The organism is Herbaspirillum sp. SJZ107 (assembly GCF_006715485.1).
Classification (GTDB): domain Bacteria; phylum Pseudomonadota; class Gammaproteobacteria; order Burkholderiales; family Burkholderiaceae_D; genus Telluria.
The window spans coordinates 89,316-111,172 of the sequence record NZ_VFNH01000004.1 but is presented as its reverse complement, the minus strand read 5'-3'; the positions used below and the strand labels follow the sequence as shown (position 1 = coordinate 111,172).

The following is a 21,857-nucleotide window of genomic DNA, read 5'->3' as shown; positions in this document are numbered from 1 at the left end:
GCATGGACGCGCCCGTCACGCCAGCCTGGCCCGGCGATCCCGTCCATGAAGGGCCGGGCGGCGTGCGCGTGATCGGCGTGCCTGGCCAGCCGGACCGCGAGACGGCCCGGCTGCGCATCCGCGCCGCCCTGGCAGCCGCGCTGGCGGCGCATTGCGGCGTCGGTCCGGATCGCATCGGGCTGCGTTCGCCCGAAGGTGCCGCACCCTGGGCGACTGCAGCCCTGGATGGCGGCGAACGCCGCATCGCGCTCGCGATCAGCCACGATGGCGAGCTCTCGGTGGCCGCGTTCCGCGCCGACGGCGGCGCGGTCGGCATCGACGTCAGCCAGGTCGTGCCGGTGCCGGACTGGGAGCCGGTGGCGCGCGACTATCTCGGACCGGCCGTCGCGGCCCAGCTTGCCGCCCTGCCCTTTGCGGCGCGCGATGCCGGGTTTGCGCGCGCCTGGAGCGAACACGAGGCGCGCCTGAAATGCCTCGGCCTGCAACTGGACGAGTGGCGTGCCGAGCGCGCGCCGGTGCTGCAAGCCTGTCGCTGTTTTCCGCTGGCGCTGCCGGCTGGCTACGTCGGTTACCTGGCCGTGGCTGCGGACGCTGCCTGACTGGCCGCGCTTTTAATTAGTTCGTGACGCCGCTTGTCGATTAGTTGCAATACTTGGGACGAGCTCGCACGGGTTCATCCGAATCCTGCCAAGCTTGCGTTCAAGGTAAGATTGCAGCATGGACAATATTACTCACTCGGTCGTCGGCCTCGGCATCGGCGCCCTGATCGACCGCAGCCTGCCGCCGGAACCCGACACCGCCCGCGAGCGCACGCGCCAGCGCATGCTGCTGACGGTCGGCTGCCTGGCCAGCAATTTCCCGGACCTCGACCTGGTCTATACCCGCATCCTGCCGGCGCCGCTCGGCTACCTGCTGCACCACCGCGGCCATACCCACACGCTGCTGGCGGCGCTGGGCGAAGTGCTCGTGCTGCTGGCCCTGGTCTGGCTGTTGTGGCCGAACGCGCGCCGGCTGCTGCAGGTCAGTGCCACTGCGCGCTGGGGCGCCGTCATCGCGGCCTGTGCCGGCCTGCTGCTGCACTTGTCGATGGACGGCATGAACGTCTACGGGGTGCACCCGTTCTGGCCCTGGAACACCCACTGGTATTACGGCGACCTGGTGTTCATCGTCGAGCCGGTGTTCTGGTTCGCGTTCGGGGCGCCGCTCGCGGCCATCGTGCCGCGGCCGCGGCTGCGCTGGCTGTTCCTCGGCCTGATGGTCCTGATCCCGGTGGTGGCCACCCTGCTCGGCTTCCTGCAATGGGGTTCGCTGGCGGCCCTGGTCGCGATCGGCCTGGTGCTGGCCTGGGTGACGCGCCATGCGCACGAACGCCACGGCGCGCGCGGCCGGCTGGCGCTGGCGGCCGGGCTGGCGGTGTCGCTCGCCTTTATCGGCGTGCAGGCGGTGGCGCTGCAGCAGGCGCGCAGCGTGCTGGCGGCCGCCGTGCGCACCCTCGATCCGGGCGAGCGCCTGCTCGACACCGCACTGTCCGCCTACCCCGCCAATCCGCTGTGCTGGTCCTTCGTGACGGTGGCGCGCGACGACGCCGGCGGCAGCTACCACCTGCGGCGCGGCCTGCTCAGCGTCGCGCCCGGCATCGATCCGGTGCGCGCCTGCCCGGCGCCGATCGCCGGCCGCGCGTCGGAAGACGCGACGCCGCAACTGGCCTGGCTGGGCGACCGTCGCGAAAGCCTGGCCGAGCTGCAGTCGCTGGCGCGCGATTGCCACGTGAACGCCTGGCTGCGCTTCGCACGGGCGCCCTCGATTGCCGGCGGCCTGGCCACCGACGTGCGCTGGGGCCCGGTCGGCAGCACGAATTTCTCGACCATGGAGATCGCGGCGCAGGCGGACACGCCCTGCCCGCATCCGGTGCCGGACTGGACCTATCCGCGTGCCGACCTGCTCGGCAGCGCCCATTGAATGGGAATCCGCCGATGCCGTTCGTAATCAGAGATAACCTGACCTTCGCCGAGATTGCGGCCTTGGCCGAGCTGGCGAAAACGGCGCCGTATGCAGAGCGCGTTGGCCGGCTGAGCGCCAAACATTTCCGGATGGCCGAAGACCGGCCGCGCAATGCGCTCATGTTCGAGGCCGGTGCCGTGTCCAGGGATACGGCCGACCAGACCCACTACCTGCTGTATTTCATGCAGCACTGGTTCGACATCCGCAGCCGCTGCTACGACAGCATCGAAGTGTGCTTCAACGATTTTCCGCCCCTGATGGAAGCCTACAGGAAGTGGATCGAGCAATGCTTCGCGCAGGCCGCACGGGTGTACGGCTGGTCCTATGGCTTTGAAGACAAGGCGCGCGTATTCGACCCCGTTTTTCGACCCGACAATTGTTTTCGGAACCCGGGCGCCTGACGCCCTACTCCGGTCAGCTGGTGGAAATGTGTGCATTTCTGGCATGACAGGTCTGGTATCGTTTCTGCATTTCATCGACTCCAACTTGCATCATCTGACTACGCAAAGGCCATCCGTGATCCCTGCCAGCCCGTACCACCCCAGCATGGCGCTGGGCGGCATCTTCCTGTCCCTGTTCGGTGCCACCTGGCTGTGCGGCGCCAGCATCGCGTATGCCGGCCCCAACCTGCCGCTGCTGGCGGCAATCGCGATCGCGGCACTGCTGATGACGGCATGGGCCATCGCAACCTTCCGCGCACGCCGCCGCAGCTTCACCGCGACCGGCGACGCCGCCGCGAGCCGGCGGGTACGCAAGGGTTTCATGGTGGTCAACGCCGTGCAATGGTCGAGCATCGGCCTGGCGGTGCTGCTGCTGAACCTGACCGGGCATGTGGCCTGGATCCTGCCGGCCGTGATCCTGGTCGTGGGACTGCATTTCTTTCCGCTGGCCAGGCTGTTCGGCTACCGCGCCTACAACCTGACGGCGGCCGCGCTGGTCGTGGTCGCTTGTACTGCCCTGCTGGCCGGCGGCGCCGTCAACGGCGTGGCCCTGGCATTGCTGGCGACCGGCGCCATCCTGTGGCTGACCGCGGTCGCCCTGCTGCGCAGCGTCTGAGGTAGTACGGTCAGCAGCCGGCGCCCGGCCCCTTGCGCACCGCGGCCGCCATCGCACTCCCCAGCTTGGCCAGTGCCGCCCGGTGGCCGGCCACCAGCGCGTCGTAGCCCTGCCCCACCGGTTCGCGCAGCACGCTGCGGCAGGTCAGCACGGTCTCGCTGCCGACCTGGCGCACGCTCCAGGTGGCGTCGACCAGCGCATACTGCCCCGGCACCGACTCGAAGCGCTGGACGTTGGTGCTGATCCGGTACGGCGCCGCCCCGGCCGGGTACGGGGTGCGGTAGACATCGATCGCGCCGAGCTCGGCGCTCACCTGCAGCGACAGCGCGTGGCCGATCTCGTCCGCCAGCGGCCCGATCCAGCGGTGGTGGTCGAGCATGTCGACCAGGCCGGCGCCGGTGGTGACCACCAGCTCCTTGCGCTTGACCTGGGCCGGCACGTTCACTGCCAGCATCTCGATATAGACCGGCCGTGCGGCGGCCTGGACCGTAGGCGCCGGCGCGGCCGGGCCGTTCAGGGTATAGAAATGGTCGCTGTCGGTCGTGGCGCACGCCGCCAGCAGCGCGGCCATCCCGATGCAAGCCGCAGCCTGGATCGATCTCATTTGCTTTTCTCCTTTGCTTTGCCGCGGATCAGCGATTCCGGATGGCGTTCGAGGTAATCGGACAGCGAGTTCAGCGATTCCACCGTGCCCTGCACGTCCTGCAGCGTCTGGCGCAGCTCGGATTGCAGCGGCGAATCCTGCTGCAGCAGGGCGTCGGCGCTGGACAGGGTCTTCTTGGCGGCGTTCAGCGCTTCCTGCATTTCCGGCAGCACCTTGCCGTCCAGGCGGGCGATCATCGCGTTGGCCTGCTGCAGCGTCTTGTTCAGGTTATTCCCGATCTCGTCGAACGGAATCTTGTCGAGCTTGCCGGCGATGCGCGACAGCTGGCTCTGCAATTCGTCGAGCGGACCCGGCACCGTCGGCAGCACGAGTACGCCGGGGGCGGCGGCCAGCGTGGCCGGCTTGACCTTGGGCGCCTTCGGGAAGAAGTCGAGGTTGAGGTACAGCTGGTTCGTGAGCAGGCTGCCGGTGCGCAACTGGGCGCGGAAGCCGCGCGTGACCATCTGCGCCAGCGCCTGTTCGGAGGTGGCGGCGTCGGTGCCGAGCGCATTCAGCACCGACTGGCCGAGGCGGCTCGGATACAGGTCGGCCGTCACCGGCATGCGGAATTTCTTGCGGACCGGGTCGTACTCGATGCCGACCGTGCGCACCTCGCCCAGCACGATGCCGCGGAAATCGACCGGGGCGCCGGCCGCCAGCCCGCGCAGCGACTGGTCGAAGTACATGATCGTGGTGACGGCCGGGCCATCCGGCGGGCGCAGCGCCGCGTTGCGGTCGTTGGCCAGCAGGAAGGTGGTGTCGGCGCTGGCCGGGGCCGCGGGCTTTTCGCCGCTCGGCGATTCGAAGGCGATGCCGCCGGTGACCAGCGTCGCCAGCGATTGCGTGTTCAGCTTGAAGCCGTTGGCGTCGAGGCGCACGTCGACGCCGCTGGCGTGCCACCAGCGCGTGTCGGCGCCCACCAGGCCGATGTAGGGTTCTTCGATGAAGACCGACAAATCGACACCCTTGCCGGCCGGATCGAGCTTGGCCGAGGCGATCTGGCCGACGCGCACCCGCCGGTAATACACGGGCGCACCGGCCGCCAGCGAGCCGAGGCTGTCGCCGTGCAGCTTGAATTCGCGTCCCTTCAGGCCGGGCGGGACCGCGGGCGCCTTGTCCAGTCCCACGAAGCTGGTATTGGTTTCCTTGGAAGTGCCGGCGGCGGCGCCGATGTAGGCACCCGACAGCAGTGTGCCGAGGCCGGTGACGCCGCTGGTGCCGATCTGCGGCCGCACCACCCAGAACTTGGTGTCGACGGCGGTGAAGCGTTCAGCTTCCTTGGCCATCTGGATCGTGGCGACGACCCGGTTGCCGTCCGGCCCCAGCGTCACCTTGGTCACCTGGCCGATGTCGACTTCCTTGAACTTGACCTTGGTCTTGCCGGCTTCGAGTCCTTCGCCGGTGGCGAAGCTGACCGTGATCGACGGTCCCTTGTCGAACAGCCAGGTCACGACCTGGGTAGCGCCGATGATCGCGGCCAGCAGCGGGATCAGCCAGATCAGCGACGGCAGCCAGCGGTTCGGCTTGTCGATCTCGGGCGGGGGCGGTTCCGGCATCTGCCGCGCCTGCGGCGGCGCTGCCTGGGTCGCAGGGGCGTTGCCGCCATCCTGGTCAATCATGTTCTTTCTCCTTCTTTACGAGCGTCGCTCCCGGGGTCGATCGGGTCCCAGATCAGGCGCGGGTCGAACTGGCTCGATGCGAACATCGTCAGCACGACGACGACGCCGAAGGCCAGCGCACCGGGACCGGCGGTAATGGTGGCGACGGCGTTGAAGCGCACCAGGGCGACGGTGAGGGTCACGACGAAGATGTCGAGCATCGACCAGCGGCCGATGAACTCGACGATGCGGTACAGCCGGGTACGCCTGAGCGGCGCCCGGCGCGAGCGGAATTGCGCGGTGACGACCAGCACGGTCAATGCCAGCAGCTTCCCGACCGGCACGAAGATACTGGCAACGAAGATGATGATCGCCAGCCCGCGCGAATTGGTGTCCCAGAACAGCTTGACGCCGCTCATGATGGTGTCGCCCTCGCTGCCGCTGCCGAGCGAGGTGGTGTACATGATCGGCAGGATGTTGGCCGGGATGTACAGCAGCGCGGCAGAGATCAGCAGTGCCCAGGTGCGCCTGATGCTGTCCGGAATGCGCCGGTGCAGCCGCGTCGCACAGCGCGCGCAGCGCGCCGCCGGGCCGTGGCAGGCGCACAGGTTGACCAGGCCGCAGGCGTGGCAGCTGACGTATTCGGTCGGCGTGCCGGGCGCCGGCAGCACCCGCTGCATGCGGCGCGGCGCCACCTGGTCGCCGAGTGCCCACAGGGCGCGCGGCTCGTAGCGCATGGCCAGCGCCGACAGCAGCGTCAGCGCCCCGAAGGCGAACAGGCCCGGATGCGGCTCCACCCTGGCCAGGCTGGTCATCTTGATCACGGTGACCAGGATGCCCATCATCAGCACTTCGGTCATGGCCCAGTGGCGCGCCGCCTGCACGATGCGCAGCAGCAGGTCGAAGCCGGGCACGCGCCGGCCGCGCGCCAGGCCGGTCGCCACGTACAGCAGGGCGCCGAGGTCGAGCAAGGGGAACACGATCGCGCAAAAGAACACCAGCGCGGCGATGATCTGCATGCGTTCGTGCCACAGCACGCCGATCGACTGCAGCAGGGTGACGCTGGTGACCATGCCTTCGAGGTTCAGCGAGACGATCGGGAAGCACTGCGCGATCAGCCACACCAGCACCGCGCCCAGGGTGACGGCCATCATCGTGTTCGGATGCGGCGTCGGTCCCGCAGCTTGCCAGCGATACAGTTCCTTGCGGCATTGCGTACAGCGCGCCCGTTCACGCCGTGCCAGCGGCCGCCAGCGGTAGACCTGGCCGCAGTCGTGGCATCCGATCAGTTCCCCTTCCCTCATGCGGACGCACGCTTCCCGGGTGCGGGACCGGCTTTACGGGCAGAAAATGGGGGGTGATATGGCAAACGGGGCTCCAAAAATAATCGCGATGTCATTTGTATTATGACTATTTTGATGCAGCAACCCCCACACGATAGCGTGCGGAACGGTTGGCGCCATGCAGCTCGGGTAAGAACCGCGGCGGATGCTATAGTCGCCGCTGCAAGGCCGTCGCGTTGCAGGACCCACCCAATAAAGGAAAATCAGGATGATCAATCACGTCTTAGTCGGCTCGAACGATATCGAACGATCCAAACGTTTTTATGACGCCGTGCTCGGCTTGCTGGGTGCGGGCGAAGCGATTCGCAACGTGGCCGCCTCGGGCCACACCCGTCTGTTCTACCGCCACGCCGGCAGCAGCTTCGGTGTAAGCGAACCGATTAATGGCGAACAGGCAACGCCGGCCAACGGCGGCACCATCGGTTTCAAATGCAGCTCGCCGGAACAGGTAAAGCAGTTCCACGACGTCGCTGTCGCCAATGGCGGCACCTCGATCGAGGCACCGCCGGGCCCGCGCGAGAGCAGCATGGGCACGCTGCACCTGGCCTATGTGCGCGATCCGGACGGCAACAAGCTGTGCGCCGCCTTCCGTCCCTGAGCGGTCCCTGAGCCGTTCCTGAGGGCGCCGTTCAAGGTCACGCCTGGCACTCATGCGCGGGTGTGGCCCCCTTCGGCGATCACCTGCCGGAAGAACCCGAGCAGCGCCGGCACATGGCTGTCGAAACTGAAGCGCTCGCGTTCCTGCCACACCCGCTGGCGCAGGCCGCCCATGCGCGCCGGGTCGCGCAGTTGCGCGGCCAGGCCGTCGATGTCGTCGTAAAAGATGCCGATGCCGAGTTCGCGCGCCAGCGTCTGCGCAGCCACCGCCGCCCCGCGGTTGTCACGCTGGATCATCGGCAGCCCCGCCATCGCCAGCGTCGCCATGCGCGCCGGATAATTCAGGTCGTCCCAGTCGGCCAGGCGCAGGTCGCCGCCGTTGCGGCTGGCGAAGCAGTGCAGCCAGCCGGCATCGTAGCGCGAGAATTCGTCGACCCAGCGGTCCTGCGCAACATTGGCGTGCAGGTGCAGGTGTGCCGGCGCCAGGCCGCGCGCCTTGGCGATCCAGTCCTTCCACTGGCCGTGGGTAAAGTCTCCATAGAAATGCAGGTGGATGTCGTGCGCCGCAAGTGCCGCCACCGCGGGTGGATGCAGCCCGATCGGCCGTCCCGGCACCACCGTGTGCAGGCCGCCGTCGCGCGCCGCCAGCAGGCTGCTGCGCGGTGCATCGAACCAGTCGCGCTTGGGCAGGTCGCCGTCGAGCACCATGGCCGGCTTCGCCGTCGCCAGGCCGGGCGACGCCAGCTCGAACCAGTCGCGTGTTTCCGGACTGCCGAAGATGCGGCCGTCGGCGCGGCGGTACAAGTCGAGCAGCTGGGGCCAGCTGCCCTTGTCGATGCAGATGAAGGGCCCTTCCTTGAAATGCCAGACGAAGGGAATGCCGGACGTGGCCAGCATCACCGCGTGCACGAAGGGCACGGCCTGCCAGTTCAGCAGGCCGTAGATGAGGTCCGGGCGGAGTTCGCGGATGGCCGCCCGCCAGTCCTGGCGCGGCAGCTCGGTCACGTGTCCGAAGGGCAGCGGGCCGACCGTGTTGAACCAGTAAGGCGTATCGGTCCACAGGCCGTACAGGGCATGGCCCTGCTCTTCCAGCGCCAGCACACGCTCGGCGTTGTAGGCCAGTTCGCCCACCAGCAGGATGCGCAGGCCGTCGGTGGCGCGCGGCGTCGGCGGGCGTTCGCGCAGGCGGCGGTACAGGGCGTCCTCGTCGATCGCGTTGCCGGCGGTGGTGTGAAAGCGCAGCGGCGCCGCCACGCGGTAATGCTGGCGGAACGGGTTGATGCCGCCCACCGGCTCCTGCATGCGCTTGTGGCGCTGCCCGGGATGGTCGACCCACTCGCAACTCGGCTCGCCGGTGCCGATGAAGCTGCCCGCCGCGCGCAGCCCGCCCCAGTACAGGCGCTCGAGGTCGTCCGATTCGAGGGTGTCCCGTTCGAGCCAGCGCAGGCTGCTGCGGCGGTGCATCACCTGCACCAGCTGCAGGGGGGCATCGGGCAGCTGGCCCGGATGCCAGCGGTTGTAGTGATGGCGCAGGCCGGCAAAGGCCAGCACCGCCTGCGGGGTCTCGCCAAGCGCGCCGGTTAGCAGTTCGAGATGGCGCGGGTAGAACACGTCGTCGCTGGGCAGGTAGGCCACCAGCGGCGCGCTCGTCCGGTCCAGCGCCGTGTTCAGTGCGCGGCCGAGGCCCTCGTTGCGCTCCAGGCGGACGGTGCGGATGCGTGGATCGGCCAGGAAAGGCGCCACTGCCCCGGCGGTGCCGTCCTCGGAGCCGTCGTCGACGATCAGCGCTTCCCAGTCGTGCAGGGTCTGGCCCTGCAGGCTGGCGAGCGCGCGGCCGATAAAGGCCGCCTGCTCGAAGCTGGGCATCAGCACGCTGACCGCGGGCACCTGGGCCATGGAAGCTCCTGCCGTTTGAACATGCTGCCAGCATAGACAGCGGTGCCGGCCGGCGTTTGCGCGGTATCAGTCGTGCGCCAGCTCCGCTACAATCGGCGCATGAGCGACCTGCCGATCCTGGATACCGCGCGCACCGTGATGACGGTGCCGGCGCCCGAACACGCGCCGCTGCTGCTGGCCTACCGCCTGCACAACCGCGAGCACCTGGCGCCGTGGGAACCGGCGCGCAGCGCCGACTATTACACCGAGGCGGCGGCCCGGCGGCGCCTGGCGCAGTCGGTGGCCGAGGCCCGCGCCGGCAGCGCCCTGCACTTCCTGGCACGCGAGCGCGCCAGCGGCGCCATCGTGGCCAGCTGTTCCTTTACCAACATCGTGCGCGGCGTGTTCCAGGCTTGCCACATCGGTTTTTCGGTGGCGGCGGCCTGCCAGGGCCAGGGCCTGATGCACGAGGTGGCACGGGCGGGCATCGATCACATGTTCGGGCCGCAAGGCTTGCATCGGATCATGGCCAGCCATCTGCCGCGCAACCTGCGCAGCGCCGTGCTGCTGGCCAAGCTCGGCTTCGAACGCGAGGGTTATGCGCGTTCCTACCTGCGCATCGATGGCAAATGGGAAGACATGGTGTTGAGCTCGCTCATCAATCCCATTGAGCAAGTCGACAGCCTGTAAGCCAAGCGCCAGCCCATCAATCCGGTGTCATATATAAGATTGATTACTTTATCAAGTTGCTTTTCAGCCACTTTTTTGTGGCTTTACGGAACTATTTTTACATCTGAGCTCCCCCTGCAACTGCCCAGTGCCCCCGCCGTGAAATAAAATCTCTCACAATTTCACGTTGACGGTTCGCAATGTTTATTAAGCACGGAACCGGATAAACATCATAAAAATAGCTGGGGAAGTCTCATGAAAAAGCAATGGGTTCGCCTGAACCCCACCCTGCTGGCAGCGTCGATTGCCGGCATCGCCTCGTTTGCCGTACCGTTCCATGCCGCCGCGCAGGCCCAGCCATCGCAGCAGGCACCAAGCGCCGACGGCACGCTCCCGGAAGTCATCGTCACCGCCCAGCGCAGCGCCGCGCCGGCATCGCGGACGCCGGTGGCAATGAGCGTGCTCACCGCTGCCCAGCTCGACCAGCAGGGCATCGACAGCCCGGGTGCGATCGCCGATCGCCTGCCGAATACTTACCTGCAGAATTCCTACGACGGCCTGCGCATCACGATGCGCGGCGTCTCGAATGCCGACGCCACCGAAAAGGGCGACCCGTCGGCCGCCTACCTGGTCGACGGCGTCTACGTCGCGCGGCCGCAGGCCCAGAATGCATCGTTCTACGACGTCGAACGCATCGAAGTGCTGCGCGGTCCGCAGGGCACGCTGTACGGCCGCAACACGACCGCCGGCGCCGTCAACGTGATCAGCAAGGCCCCCGTGCCCTATTTCGAGGCCGCCGCCAATGCCACGGTCGGCAGCTACGACACGCGCCAGCTGGGCGGCATGGTCAACGTGCCGGTGAGCGACGTGCTGGCGCTGCGCGCCGCGTTCACTGCCAACCGCCACGATCCGTATCTCCGCAATGGACAAGGCACGGGCTACAGGCCCGGCCTCGACCGCGACGACCGCGCCGCGCGCCTGTCGGCCAGCTGGAGGCCCGGCCACGGCATCACCGCGATCGTGCGCTACGAAACGGGCCTGGACAATACCAACAACGACAGCACCGTCCCGGACACCAACTTCTATTCCGGCCTGGCCCAGGGCAAGCCGGTCTGGAACGGCGACGACAGCGCGCGCCGCCTGACCAACCGCTTCAAGTCCCCCAACAACGTGCCCGACCAGGGGTTCTCGCACAAGACCTCGTCCAGCCTGACGGCCGACGTCAGCTGGGACCTCGGCCCGGCCACGCTGAGCTGGCTCGGCTCGCACCGCAATTTCGAGCACGACTACCTGTATAACTATTTCTACCGCGTGGCGCCCAGCGTCGCGCTCGGGGTACGCCAGAACTTCCACGGCGACTACAAGCAGGATTCGCACGAGCTGCGCATCGCCACCAACAGCGCAGGGCCGCTCAGCGCCCAGGGCGGCGTGTACTGGTTCCACGAGAACGTCAGCGACCATTACACCTTCCGCGACCTGAAGGCGGCCGGCCTCACGCCCTACTATGTGTTCGACAACGATCCGGTCGACGCCTGGAGCCGCGCCGTGTTCGGCCAGGCGACCTACGCCTTGAGTCCGCGCCTGCGCGCCACCGCCGGCGCCCGCTATACCGAGGACGACAAGTCGCGCTACGGCTATATCGGCTACCAGCAGGCGGCGGCGCTGAACATGGCGACCGACCCGCGCGAACTGAACGCCGGCGCGATCTCGAGCAACAAGACCACCTGGCGCCTCGCCCTGGACTACGACCTGGCGCCGGGCACCCTGCTCTACGGCTCGCTCGCCACCGGCTACAAGTCGGGCGGCTTCAACGACGGCTGCAGCGCGGGCGCGGTCGGCACTGGCCGCCTGGCCGGCGTCGGCTGCCCGGCCGCCAGCGCGGTGCCGGCGCACAGCCTGGTGTACCAGCCGGAAACCCTGCGCGCGCTCGAGGCCGGCCTCAAGACCCGTTTCTGGGACAGCCGCGCCAGCCTCAACCTGGCGGTGTTCCATTACGACTACCGCAACCTGCAGCTGTCGTCGCAGGAAGTCATCAACGGCAAGCCGCGCTACGAAACCACCAACGCCGGCGAAGCCAAGGTGCGCGGCCTGGAAGCCGACGGCCAGGTGCGCGTGACGGCGGCCGACCGCGTCACCTATGCCCTGAGCCTGCTCGATGCGCACTACACCAGCTACCGGCCGGACGCCACCCGCGACCTGTCAGGCACCAGGCTCGACCGCGCGCCGGCGCGCACGCTGGCGCTCGGCTACGAGCACCGCTTCGCGCTGCCGGGCGGCAGCCTAGTGCTCGGCGGCGGTACCCGCGCCAGCGCCGCCTACATCCTGAGCGTGCCGTCGAAGGGACTGGTGTACCGCATCCCCGGCCACACCGAATCCGACCTGCGCCTGTGCTGGGAACCTCGCGCCGCCAACTGGAGCCTGCTGGCGCGCGTGCGCAACCTCGAGAACGCGGTACGCCCGTTGACCATCAACTCGACCGGCATCACGGTGCCGAGCGATCCGCGCACCGGCGAGCTGCGGCTCGACTACCGCTTCTGAGAGCATGCCGATGGCTACCCTTCGTTCTTTCAGCGCGCTGTTCCTGACCCTGGTACTGGCACTGGCGGCGCCCTTTCCGGCATGGGCCGCGGCACTGCTGCTGGACGACGCCACGCCGCACATCGAAGCCTGGCCGGCAGCCACGGTGCTGCGCGACCCGGGCGCCGCCCTGGCACCGGAAGCGCTGCTGGCGGCGCCGCAGCGGTTTACGCGCCCGGACGGCGCCTACGCCACGCTCGGCATGGAAAAGGCGGTGGTCTGGGTGCGCATACCGCTGCAGGTGGCGGCGGGCAGCGACGGCAGCTGGGTCCTGAAGCTGGACTTCGGCCTGCTCAAGCGCGTCGACATGTATCTGGCACGCGACGGCCGCATCGAGCAGCACGCACTGGCGGGCGGCGCAGTGGCGCAGCGCGGATCGCTGGGCACGCCGGCGCCGGCCTTCGTGCTGCGCCTACAGCCCGGCGCGCGCTACGAGGTGCTGCTGCGGGTCCTGACCAACGGTCCCAAGATCCTGCCGCTCAGCCTGCAGAAACCGGCGACCTACGCACGCGGGGCCATGAACGAATTCCTGCTGCAGGGCGTGCTGGGCGGCTTGAGCCTGTGCCTGCTGCTGTACAGCCTGGCCCAGTGGATCAACCTGCGCGAACACCTGTTCGGCAAGTACGCGCTGCTGACCGGCAGCATGGCAATCTATAACCTGTCGTGGTTCGGCCTCGGCGCCCATTACCTGTGGGGCGGCAATGCCTGGTTCACGATCCATGCCGGCGGCACGGTCGCCCTGATGGCGTCCTGCGGCGCCTACCTGTTCGTCGAACAGGCGCTGGCGCGTCCCGGCATGGACCGCATCTTCTCGCGCCTGATGAAGACCGGCGCCGTCCTGTGCGTGCTCGGCGCCGCCGCCTTCGGCTTCGACCTGATCGACGACAAGGTACTGGTCGCGATCGTCGGCAGCCTGGGCATCATGCCGATGCTGCTCGGCCTGCCCGGCGCCTTCCAGCGTGCCCGCCGCGGCGACGCCGTCGGCACCTATTTCCTGATCGGCTGGGCGGTCGCCTTCGCCGGCTCGGTGGTGGCGGCGGAACTGATCAAGGGCCGTCTCGGCGCCAGTTTCTGGACCCTGCACGGCGTGCAGCTGGGCAGCACCTTCGAGATGATCCTGTTCATGCGCATCCTCGGCCTGCGCACCAAGGGCATCCAGGACGCCATGCTGCGCGCCGAGGAAGCCACGCGCCTGAAATCGGAGTTCCTGGCCAACATGAGCCACGAGATCCGCACCCCGATGAACGCGATCATCGGCATGAGCCGCCTGGGCCTGATGGCGGATCCGGATCCGAAGCTGCGCAACTACCTCGGCAAGATCCTGGGCGCCGGCGAGCACCTGCTCGGCGTGATCAACGACATCCTCGATTTCTCCAAGATCGAAGCCGGCCGCATGACGCTGGAAGCGGTCCCCTTCGACCTCGACGAACTGCTCGAGCACCTGTCCAGCCTGACCGCGCTGAAGACCGACGACAAGCGCGTCGAACTGGTGTTCTCGGTGCCGCGCGGGGTGCCGGCGCGCCTGGTCGGCGACCCGCTGCGCCTGGGCCAGGTCCTGATCAACCTGACCAACAACGCCGTCAAGTTCACCGACGAAGGCGAGATCGTGGTCGCGGTCGAGGTGGCCGAACGCACGGCGGACGGCGTGCTGCTGCGCTTCTCGGTCAGCGACACCGGCATCGGCATGGACAACGACCAGCTGGCGCGCCTGTTCCAGTCCTTCAGCCAGGCCGACAGCTCGATCACCCGCAAGTACGGCGGCACCGGCCTCGGCCTGTCGATCTCGAAGCAGCTGGTCGAACTGATGGGCGGCCGCATCGAGGTCGCCAGCACCCCGGGCGTGGGCAGCCGCTTCAGCTTCACGGCGCGCCTGGGCATCGGCGGCGCCACGGCAACCGACCCACGTCCGTCGATCGGCGCGCTGCAGCAGATGCGCGTGCTGGTGGTGGACGACTGCGCCAGCGCCCGCAGCGCACTGGTCGACATGCTGGACGGTTTCGGCATCAAGGCCGATGCGGTGGCCTCCGGCGAGGCTGCGCTGGCGAGCATGGCCGCGGCAGCCGGCGACGGCAAGCCCTACCAGGCGGTGCTGATGGATTACCTGATGCCGGAAATGGACGGCGTCCAGGCGATCCGCCGCATCCGCGCCGACGCGGGTGTCGTGGGTGTCGCGGCGCCGCCGGCGATCCTGATGGTCAGCGCCTGCACCCGCGAAAGCGTGCTGGCCCAGGAAGGCGAGCTGCCGCTGGCGGCCTTCCTCACCAAGCCGGTCGGCCCGGCCCTGCTCTACCACAGCCTGGTGCAGGTGCTGCGTCCCGAACTGGCCGCAGATGCAGCGCCGCCAGGCGCTGCATCTGCAACGACCGACAATCACGCCGATGCGCTGGCGCGCCTGGACGGCGCCCGCATCCTGCTGGTCGACGACAACGCCAACAACCGCGAGGTGGCGCTCGACTTCCTGGCTGCCGCGCGCATGCAGGTGGACGTCGCCAGCGGCGGCCTCGAGGCGGTCGGCATGGCAGCCAAGGGCGACTACGACCTGGTGCTGATGGACATCCAGATGCACGAACTGGATGGCCTGAGCGCCACCCGCCGCATCCGCGCGCTGCCGCAATGCGCCAACCTGCCGGTGATCGCCATGACCGCGCATGCCATGGCCGGCGACCGCGACAAGAGCCTGGCGGCCGGCATGAACGACCACGTGGTCAAGCCGATCGACCCCGACCTGCTGCTGCGCACCCTGGTCAAGTGGATCGACCCGGCGCGCCTGGCCGGACGCAGCGTGCCGCAGGCCGCCGTGCCGGACACCGATGTGGGTGCCGGCCATGGCCTGGCGCCGGTGCACGGCATCGACTGGCAGCGCGCGCTGGCCAGCGCCGCCGGCCAGCCGGCACGCGTGCACAAGCGCATCGCCGGCTTCATCCAGGAATACCGCGCCGCGCCGCAGGCGCTGCGCGACGCGCTGGCGGACGGCGACTATGCGCCCCTGGCGTCGCTGGCGCACAACCTGAAGTCGGGGGCGGCCTACATCGGCGCCACGCCACTGGCGGCACTGGCCGGCAGTCTGGAAGGCGAATTGCGCGCCGGCAGCCACGCGCGCGTGCCGCTGCTGGTGCCGGACCTGATCATGGCCCTGGAAGGCGTGCTGGCCGGGCTGGCGCGTGCCGCCGTACCGGCCGCCGCGGCGCCCGGCGCCGCGGCCGCCACGGCAGCCGATCTTGCCACGCTGACCACCGAACTGGCAGCCTGGCTGCGCGACGGCGACGCCCGTGCCGACGATGCGCTGGCGGCGCTGCGGCAGGCCTTGCCGCAGCCGGTCCACGCGGCCGCCCTGGCGGTGCTAACCGATGCCATCGGCGACCTCGAATACGATGCCGCCCAGGTGCAGCTGGCGGCACTGGTGCGCTCGCTCGAGCTCGAAACGGAAACCCAGGCATGAACCCGGTCGAACCCCAGAAAGTCCTGATCTGCGACGACGATCCGATCAACCGCCAGCTGCTGGCGGAATTGCTGAAGCCCGATTACACGGTGCTGCTGGCGAAGAACGGCGAACAGGCGCTGGAACGGGCCGCCCGTCTCATGCCCGACCTGCTGCTGCTGGACGTGGTGATGCCGGACATGAACGGCTTCGACGTGCTGCGCCGCCTGCGCGCCGATCCGGCCACGGCCCAGCTGGCGGTGATCTTCATTTCCGGCCTGGACCGGCCCGAAGACGAAGCCAATGGCCTCAAGCTGGGCGCCGCCGACTACATCGCCAAGCCCTTCAACGCCACCGTGGTGATGGCGCGCGTGGCGCTGCACCTGCAGATGGTGCGCCAGCGCCGCATGCTCGAGCGGCTGGCCAACGTCGACGGCCTGACCGAACTGGCCAACCGGCGCCGCTTCGACGAAGTGTATGCACAGGAATGGGCGCGCGCCCAGCGCAGCGGCGCCCCGCTGTCGATCGCCCTGCTCGACATCGACGCCTTCAAGCAGTACAACGACCATTACGGCCACCCGGCCGGCGACCGGGCGCTGCGCGCGGTGGCGCGGGTGGCGCGCGCGGCGATGCGCCGTCCGGCCGACCTGGCGGCGCGCTACGGCGGCGAGGAACTGGTGCTGATACTGCCGGAGACCGGCGCCGACGAGGCACGCAGCGTGGTCGACGGCCTGTGCACGGCGCTGGCGGCGCTGCAGCTGGCGCACGCGGCGTCGCCCGTGGCGCCGGTGCTGACCGTCAGCGTGGGTGGCGCGACGCTCGGCACGAACGGTGCCGAAACCGCGGCCGCGCTGTTCGAAGCGGCCGACAATCACCTGTATCGGGCCAAGCAGGCCGGGCGCAACCGGGTGGTGTGGCGCTGAACCGGAACTTGCGGCGAAACGGCCGGGTGCCGTGAATCTGGAGGGGGAGAAGGCGAGGACAGGAATTGAACCTGTCTGGACGGCTTTGCAAGCCGTTGCATAACCTCTTTGCTACCTCGCCAGAACCGATAGTACGCGCCCGGGAGAAACCGGTACGGAAGCCGGTCAATCGATCATTTAAAGCATATCAATATGCGCAAAACGATCAGTTCGCTGCTCACATCCCCGTCCGGCACGCTGCCGGGTTGACAGGCCGGGCCCCGGGCCGTCATTCTTGTCGGGCTTACCATCTTCCGACCCGAACATGATCATTTCTTCCGCAACCGACTACCGCGAAGCGGCACGCCGCAAGCTGCCGCCCTTCCTGTTCCACTACCTCGACGGCGGCTCCGGCACCGAATCCACGCTACGTGCCAACGTCGACGACCTGCAGGAGGTGGCGCTGCGCCAGCGCGTGCTGAAGGGGTCGGAAAGCCTCGACCTCGGCACCGAATGGTTCGGCGTCAAGCAGGACCTGCCGATCGCGCTGGCGCCGATCGGCCTGGCCGGCATGTATGCGCGCCGCGGCGAAGTGCAGGCGGCGCACGTGGCGGCCGAGCGCAACATCCCCTTCATCCAGTCGACCGTGTCGGTATGCCCGTTGCAGGAAGTCGCGGCGCAGTCGGCGCGCCCGATCTGGTGCCAGCTGTACGTGCTGAAGGACCGCGGCTTCATGCGCGACTACCTGCGCCGCGCGCGCGAACTGGGCATCAAGACGCTGGTCTTCACGGTCGACATGCCGGTGCCCGGCGCGCGCTACCGCGATGCCCATTCGGGCATGAGCGGGCGCAGCGGCCCGCTGCGGCGCGTGTTCCAGGCGATGACCCATCCGCGCTGGGCCTTCGACGTCGGCGTGTTCGGGCGCCCGCACGACCTCGGCAACATCTCGGCCTACCGCGGCAACCCGACCGGCCTGGTCGACTACATGGGCTGGCTGGCCGCCAACTTCGACCCGGGCATCGACTGGGCCGACCTGCAGTGGATCCGCGACGAGTGGAACGGCCCGATGGTCATCAAGGGCATCCTCGACGCCGACGACGCCCGCGACGCCAAGGCCTTCGGCGCCGACGGCATCGTGGTCTCCAACCACGGCGGGCGCCAGCTGGACGGCGCGCTGTCCACGGCCAGGGCCCTGCCCTCGATCGCCGCCGCCGTGAAAGGCGACCTGACCATCTTCGCCGACTCCGGCATTCGCACCGGCCTCGACGTGGTGCGCCTGCTGGCGCTGGGCGCGGACGGCGTGCTGATCGGCCGCGCCTTCATCTATGCGCTGGCGGTGGGCGGCGCGGCCGGCGTGCGCAACCTGCTGGCGATCCTGGAAAAGGACATGCGGACCAGCATGGTGCTGACCGGGGTGAAGTCGGTGCGCGAGATCGACGGCCGCATCCTGGCCTGAACACCCAAAAGGAAGTCATGCGCAAACTGCTGCTGTTGCTCGCAATCGGACTGGCATCCCACGTCGCGGCTGCCGCCAACCCCTCCTTTCCCGGCGGACCGGGGCCATACGCCGTCGGACTGCGCGTCGTGCAGTTGCACGACAGGTCGCGCGCCTACCAGGAAAAGATGGACATGGTGACCGGCATGCCGACCGATGGCGAACGCGCGCGCCCGATCCAGGCACTGGTATGGTATCCGGCCGAAAAACAGGCGGGCACGCCGGTCCGCTACGCCGATTACCTGCGCACCGCGGCCACCGAAGACCATTTCGGGCGCGACGCCGCGGCGGTCGAGCGTTTCGTCGCCGCTTACATGCAGGACAACTACCCGGTCCTCGACCCGCGCCAGGCCAGGACCGCGCTCGACCAGCCGATGCTGGCGCGGCGCGACGGCCGGCCGGCTGCGGGACGGTTCCCGGTCGTGATCTACGCGCCGGGTTCGAGCATGTCCGCGCACGAGAACGCCGACCTGTGCGAATACCTCGTCACCCATGGTTACCTGGTCGTCGCCAGCGCCAGTATCGGCGTGCATACGCGCAGCATCGACCTCGACCTCGTCAGCGCGGAATCCGAGGCACGCGACATCTCCTTCCTGGTGGGGTATGCCGCGACCCTGCCCCAGGCCGACGCCCGCCACGTGGCCGCCATGGGCTACAGCTGGGGCGGCCTGGCCAACGTGCTGGCCGCCGCGCGCGACGACCGGATCGCGGCGCTGGTCTCGCTCGACGGGTCGGTGCGCTACCACCCGGCGGTCGTCCAGCAAGCCGCGTATGCGACACCGGAACGCCTGGCGCTGCCGATGCTGTACCTGGGCGGCAAGCCGTCGACCGCCGAGGCCATGAACCGCTCGGAACAGGTGGCGGCAAGCTACAGCCTGATGAACCGGATGAAGTACGCGACGCTGTACAACGTCACCATGGACACCATGACGCATGCCGCCTTCCAGGCGGAAGCGCTGCGGCTCGGGCCGGACGAGCGTTTCGGCGACTACTCGCGCGAGGAAGCCCTGCTCGCCCACGGCTGGATGGGGCGCTACGTGCGCGCCTTCCTCGACGCCTACCTGCGCGGCGATGCGGCCGGCCTGGCCTTCATGGGCAACAAGCCGGCGGCGAACGCGGTGCCGCCCCACCTGCTGGCAGTCGACATCCACCGCGCCGAAGGCGAACCGGCGACGCTGGCCACGCTGGCCGCGCGCTATGCCCGCCAGGACCACAAGGACCTCGAGACGATCTATCGCGACATGGGGCGGCGCGACGCCGGCTTCAAGCCGGAAGAGCGCGCGCTGATCGCATGGGGCGAGCGCTTCCTGGACCTGAAGCGGTATGCCGAGGCAATCGACATCTACCGCCTTGCCACCAGCCTGTATCCGGACAGCGGGCGTGCCATGTTCTACCTCGCCATGACCTACGACAGGCAGCGCGACAACGCCGCGGCGATCGCGGCCTACCGGCGCGTGCTCGGCTTCTGGCCCGACATGGCGGATGCGAAGCTGGCGATTGCGCGGCTCGAAGCGGAAAGCAGGCACTGAGACCGGCATCATGGAGGAGACTTGAGTCAAGCACAACCTACCCACCCGCGGCGCCGCAGCCTGCCGCGCAGCCCCCGCACCTGGCCCCTGGTCCTGTGCGCGATCCTGGCGGCCCTGCCCGCCGCCGCCCAGCAGGTGCCGCGCCCGGCCGCCGGCCTGTCGAGCGCCACCTGGACCGCCGACAACGGCAACGGCACCTTCACCAACCCGCTGTTCTACGACGAATTCTCCGATCCCGACCTGATCCGCGTCGGCGACTGGTTCTACCTGACCGGGACCACCATGCACACCATGCCGGGCCTGCCGGTCCTGCGCTCGCGCGACCTGGTCAACTGGGAATTCCTCGCCTACGCCGCCGACCGCCTCGACTACGGTCCCGGCTACCGGCTGGAAGACGGCAAGGGCATCTACGGCCAGGGCATCTGGGCGCCGAGCCTGCGCCACCGCGACGGCACCTTCTATATCTTCAGCAACGTCAACCGGCGCGCCACCCAGGTCTACAGCGCACGAGATCCGCGCGGTCCCTGGACCCACCGCGAGATGAAGCGCGGCCTGCACGACCTCTCCGTGCTGTTCGACGACGACGGCAAGGCCTACGCGGTCTGGGGCCACCAGGACATGCACGTGGCCGAGCTGACGGCGGACCTGACCGACATCGTCCCGGAGACGGAAAAAGTCGTCTTCTCCAAGACCGCCGGCATGGGCGAAGGCGCCCACTTCTACAAGATCGACGGCCGCTACTACATCATCAGCGCCAACTACGCCGGCGGCTTCCGCATGCCGGCCGCGCGCGCCGACCACGTCTTCGGCCCCTACGAAGTCAATCAGGCGATCAGCCGCGACGAAGCCTTCGGTCTGGCCGGCGGGCACGGCCTGAAGCAGACCGGGGAGTCATTCACGATCGCGCCGCCGCAGCCGGGCAAGTCCGCCGGACCGCTGCACCAGGGCGGCATCGTGCTGACGCCGGCCGGCGAATGGTGGGGGTTCTCGATGATGGATGCGAACGCGGTCGGACGCCTGACCGCCCTGTCGCCGGTCACCTGGAAGGATGGCTGGCCCTGGTTCGGCCTGCCGGGCAATCTGGGACGCACGCCGCGCACCTGGGTCAAGCCGAAAACGGACACGGCGCAGCCGATCCGGGTGCCGTTCAAACGCAGCGACGATTTCTCAGGCACGGCGCTGCAGCCGCTGTGGCAATGGAACCACGTGCCGGTCGACGGCAAATGGTCGCTGACCGAACGGCCCGGCTTCCTGCGCCTGCACGCACTGCCGGCGGCGTCGTTCCGGGACGCGCGCAACAGCCTGACCCAGCGCGCCATCGGCCCGCGCTCCTCGCCCACGGTGGCGCTCGACGCGGCCGGCATGCAGCCGGGCGACGTCGCCGGCCTGGGCTTGCTGAACCTGCCGTACGCCACCCTCGGCGTCGAGAAGACCGCCGCCGGCCTGGCCATCGTGCTGTTCGACCAGGCGCGCGCCGCCAGCCGCCGGATCACGCTCGCGGGTTCATCCGACACTGCGCGCGTGTGGCTGCGCGCCGACTGCGATTTCCTGACCGAGCAGGCCAGTTTCTCGTACTCGCTGGACGGCAAGGTCTTCCAGCCGATCGGCGAGCCGTTCACGATGGTGTTCCAGCTGACCACCTTCCAGGGCGTGCGCTATGCCCTGTTCAACTACAACACCCAGGGCAAGGAAGGCGGCCACGCCGACTTCGACAGCATCGATGTCTACCAGCCGAATCCGCATGGCCTGATGCGCGCCATCCCCTACGGCCAGCCGATCCGGCTGGCCGGCATCGGGACCGGCGCCGGACTGCATGCCGACGGCGCCGGGCTGTCGGCAGCGGCGCCGACCCCGTTCACGGTCGAGGACCGGGGCCTGGGCCGCGTCGCCCTGCGCGCCGGCACGCGCTACCTGACGGTCGGCCCGGATGGCCGCGCGGGGCTGGCGCCGGGTCCGGCAAAAGAAGCGCAAGCCTTCCAGTGGAGCGAGACCCTGAACGGCGAACTGCTGCTGATGTCGCTGGCCACCCGGCGCTACCTGCGCATCGATCCGGCCACCGGCGCCATCGGCGCCGACAGTCCGGGACCGGGTCCGGACGCGCGCGACGGCGTGCGCTTCTCGTGGTCGCAGGCGGCGGTGCCGAGACAATAAAAA

Annotated in this window: 15 protein-coding genes, 1 tRNA gene and 1 pseudogene; 12 read left to right on the top strand and 5 right to left on the bottom strand. The window is 68.8% G+C overall.

The annotated features are described in order from the left end of the window. Positions 1–2 precede the first annotated feature (2 nt). The 4 genes from FBX97_RS23615 to FBX97_RS23600 all read left to right on the top strand — a co-directional run bounded on the left by FBX97_RS23615 (position 3) and on the right by FBX97_RS23600 (position 3,057). On the top strand, positions 3–599 hold the full coding sequence (locus FBX97_RS23615) for a 4-phosphopantetheinyl transferase (protein ID WP_141837317.1): 597 nt from the start codon (positions 3–5) through the stop codon (positions 597–599). Positions 600–717: 118 nt separating this feature from the next. Continuing rightward, positions 718–1,959, top strand: a complete 1,242-nt coding sequence (locus FBX97_RS23610; protein WP_141837315.1) for a metal-dependent hydrolase — start codon at positions 718–720, stop codon at positions 1,957–1,959. A gap of 14 nt (positions 1,960–1,973) precedes the next feature. After that, positions 1,974–2,402 carry a hypothetical protein gene (locus tag FBX97_RS23605; RefSeq protein ID WP_141837312.1) on the top strand — a complete coding sequence of 143 codons (429 nt, stop codon included), beginning with the start codon at positions 1,974–1,976 and terminating at the stop codon, positions 2,400–2,402. A 115-nt stretch (positions 2,403–2,517) separates the two neighbouring features. Next, positions 2,518–3,057, top strand: coding sequence for a hypothetical protein (locus FBX97_RS23600; RefSeq protein WP_141837310.1), 540 nt, complete (start codon positions 2,518–2,520; stop codon positions 3,055–3,057). A 10-nt stretch (positions 3,058–3,067) separates the two neighbouring features. Here the strand turns inward: FBX97_RS23600 and FBX97_RS23595 are convergent, their stop codons facing one another. The 3 genes and pseudogenes from FBX97_RS23595 to FBX97_RS23585 all read right to left on the bottom strand — a co-directional run. Beyond that, positions 3,068–3,661: a membrane integrity-associated transporter subunit PqiC gene (locus tag FBX97_RS23595; RefSeq protein WP_141837308.1), complete on the bottom strand. Its 594-nt coding sequence runs from the start codon at positions 3,659–3,661 to the stop codon at positions 3,068–3,070. Then, positions 3,658–5,319, bottom strand: a complete 1,662-nt coding sequence (locus FBX97_RS23590) for an intermembrane transport protein PqiB (protein WP_255517610.1) — start codon at positions 5,317–5,319, stop codon at positions 3,658–3,660. The genes FBX97_RS23595 and FBX97_RS23590 overlap by 4 nt, the downstream gene beginning before the upstream one ends. Beyond that, a pseudogene (locus tag FBX97_RS23585) lies at positions 5,316–6,605 on the bottom strand (paraquat-inducible protein A); the annotation flags it as partial. The gene FBX97_RS23590 and the pseudogene FBX97_RS23585, both read right to left, overlap by 4 nt. Positions 6,606–6,849: 244 nt before the next feature. Here FBX97_RS23585 and FBX97_RS23580 point away from each other — a divergent pair. After that, positions 6,850–7,239, top strand: coding sequence for a VOC family protein (locus FBX97_RS23580; RefSeq protein WP_141837304.1), 390 nt, complete (start codon positions 6,850–6,852; stop codon positions 7,237–7,239). A gap of 50 nt (positions 7,240–7,289) precedes the next feature. Here the strand turns inward: FBX97_RS23580 and FBX97_RS23575 are convergent, their stop codons facing one another. Then, on the bottom strand, positions 7,290–9,134 hold the full coding sequence (locus FBX97_RS23575) for a glycosyltransferase (protein WP_141837302.1): 1,845 nt from the start codon (positions 9,132–9,134) through the stop codon (positions 7,290–7,292). A 99-nt stretch (positions 9,135–9,233) separates the two neighbouring features. On the opposite strand from FBX97_RS23575, the gene FBX97_RS23570 reads away from it, so the two are divergent. From FBX97_RS23570 to FBX97_RS23555, 4 genes are all read left to right on the top strand, one after another. Beyond that, a complete protein-coding gene (locus tag FBX97_RS23570; RefSeq protein ID WP_141837300.1) occupies positions 9,234–9,803 on the top strand; it encodes a GNAT family N-acetyltransferase in 570 nt (189 codons plus the stop codon). A gap of 234 nt (positions 9,804–10,037) precedes the next feature. Then, a complete protein-coding gene (locus FBX97_RS23565) occupies positions 10,038–12,320 on the top strand; it encodes a TonB-dependent receptor (RefSeq protein ID WP_255517609.1) in 2,283 nt (760 codons plus the stop codon). Positions 12,321–12,330: 10 nt separating this feature from the next. Next, on the top strand, positions 12,331–15,798 hold the full coding sequence (locus FBX97_RS23560) for a hybrid sensor histidine kinase/response regulator (RefSeq protein WP_255517608.1): 3,468 nt from the start codon (positions 12,331–12,333) through the stop codon (positions 15,796–15,798). After that, positions 15,795–16,700 carry a diguanylate cyclase domain-containing protein gene (locus tag FBX97_RS23555; protein ID WP_141837295.1) on the top strand — a complete coding sequence of 302 codons (906 nt, stop codon included), beginning with the start codon at positions 15,795–15,797 and terminating at the stop codon, positions 16,698–16,700. Before FBX97_RS23560 ends, FBX97_RS23555 begins: the two co-directional genes overlap by 4 nt. A gap of 50 nt (positions 16,701–16,750) precedes the next feature. On the opposite strand, the gene FBX97_RS23550 is transcribed toward FBX97_RS23555, so the two are convergent. Beyond that, a tRNA-Cys gene (locus FBX97_RS23550) sits at positions 16,751–16,821 on the bottom strand. A gap of 183 nt (positions 16,822–17,004) precedes the next feature. On the opposite strand from FBX97_RS23550, the gene lldD reads away from it, so the two are divergent. Genes lldD through FBX97_RS23535 form a run of 3 tightly spaced genes read left to right on the top strand, consistent with a single transcriptional unit; the run spans position 17,005 to position 21,854 of the window. Beyond that, complete coding sequence (gene lldD, locus FBX97_RS23545; RefSeq protein ID WP_141837293.1) at positions 17,005–18,135, top strand: FMN-dependent L-lactate dehydrogenase LldD; 1,131 nt, start codon at positions 17,005–17,007, stop codon at positions 18,133–18,135. 17 nt (positions 18,136–18,152) lie between these two features. Further along, positions 18,153–19,703, top strand: coding sequence for a CocE/NonD family hydrolase (locus FBX97_RS23540; protein WP_141837291.1), 1,551 nt, complete (start codon positions 18,153–18,155; stop codon positions 19,701–19,703). 21 nt (positions 19,704–19,724) lie between these two features. Next, positions 19,725–21,854, top strand: a complete 2,130-nt coding sequence (locus FBX97_RS23535; RefSeq protein WP_221631860.1) for a family 43 glycosylhydrolase — start codon at positions 19,725–19,727, stop codon at positions 21,852–21,854. Positions 21,855–21,857 lie beyond the last annotated feature (3 nt).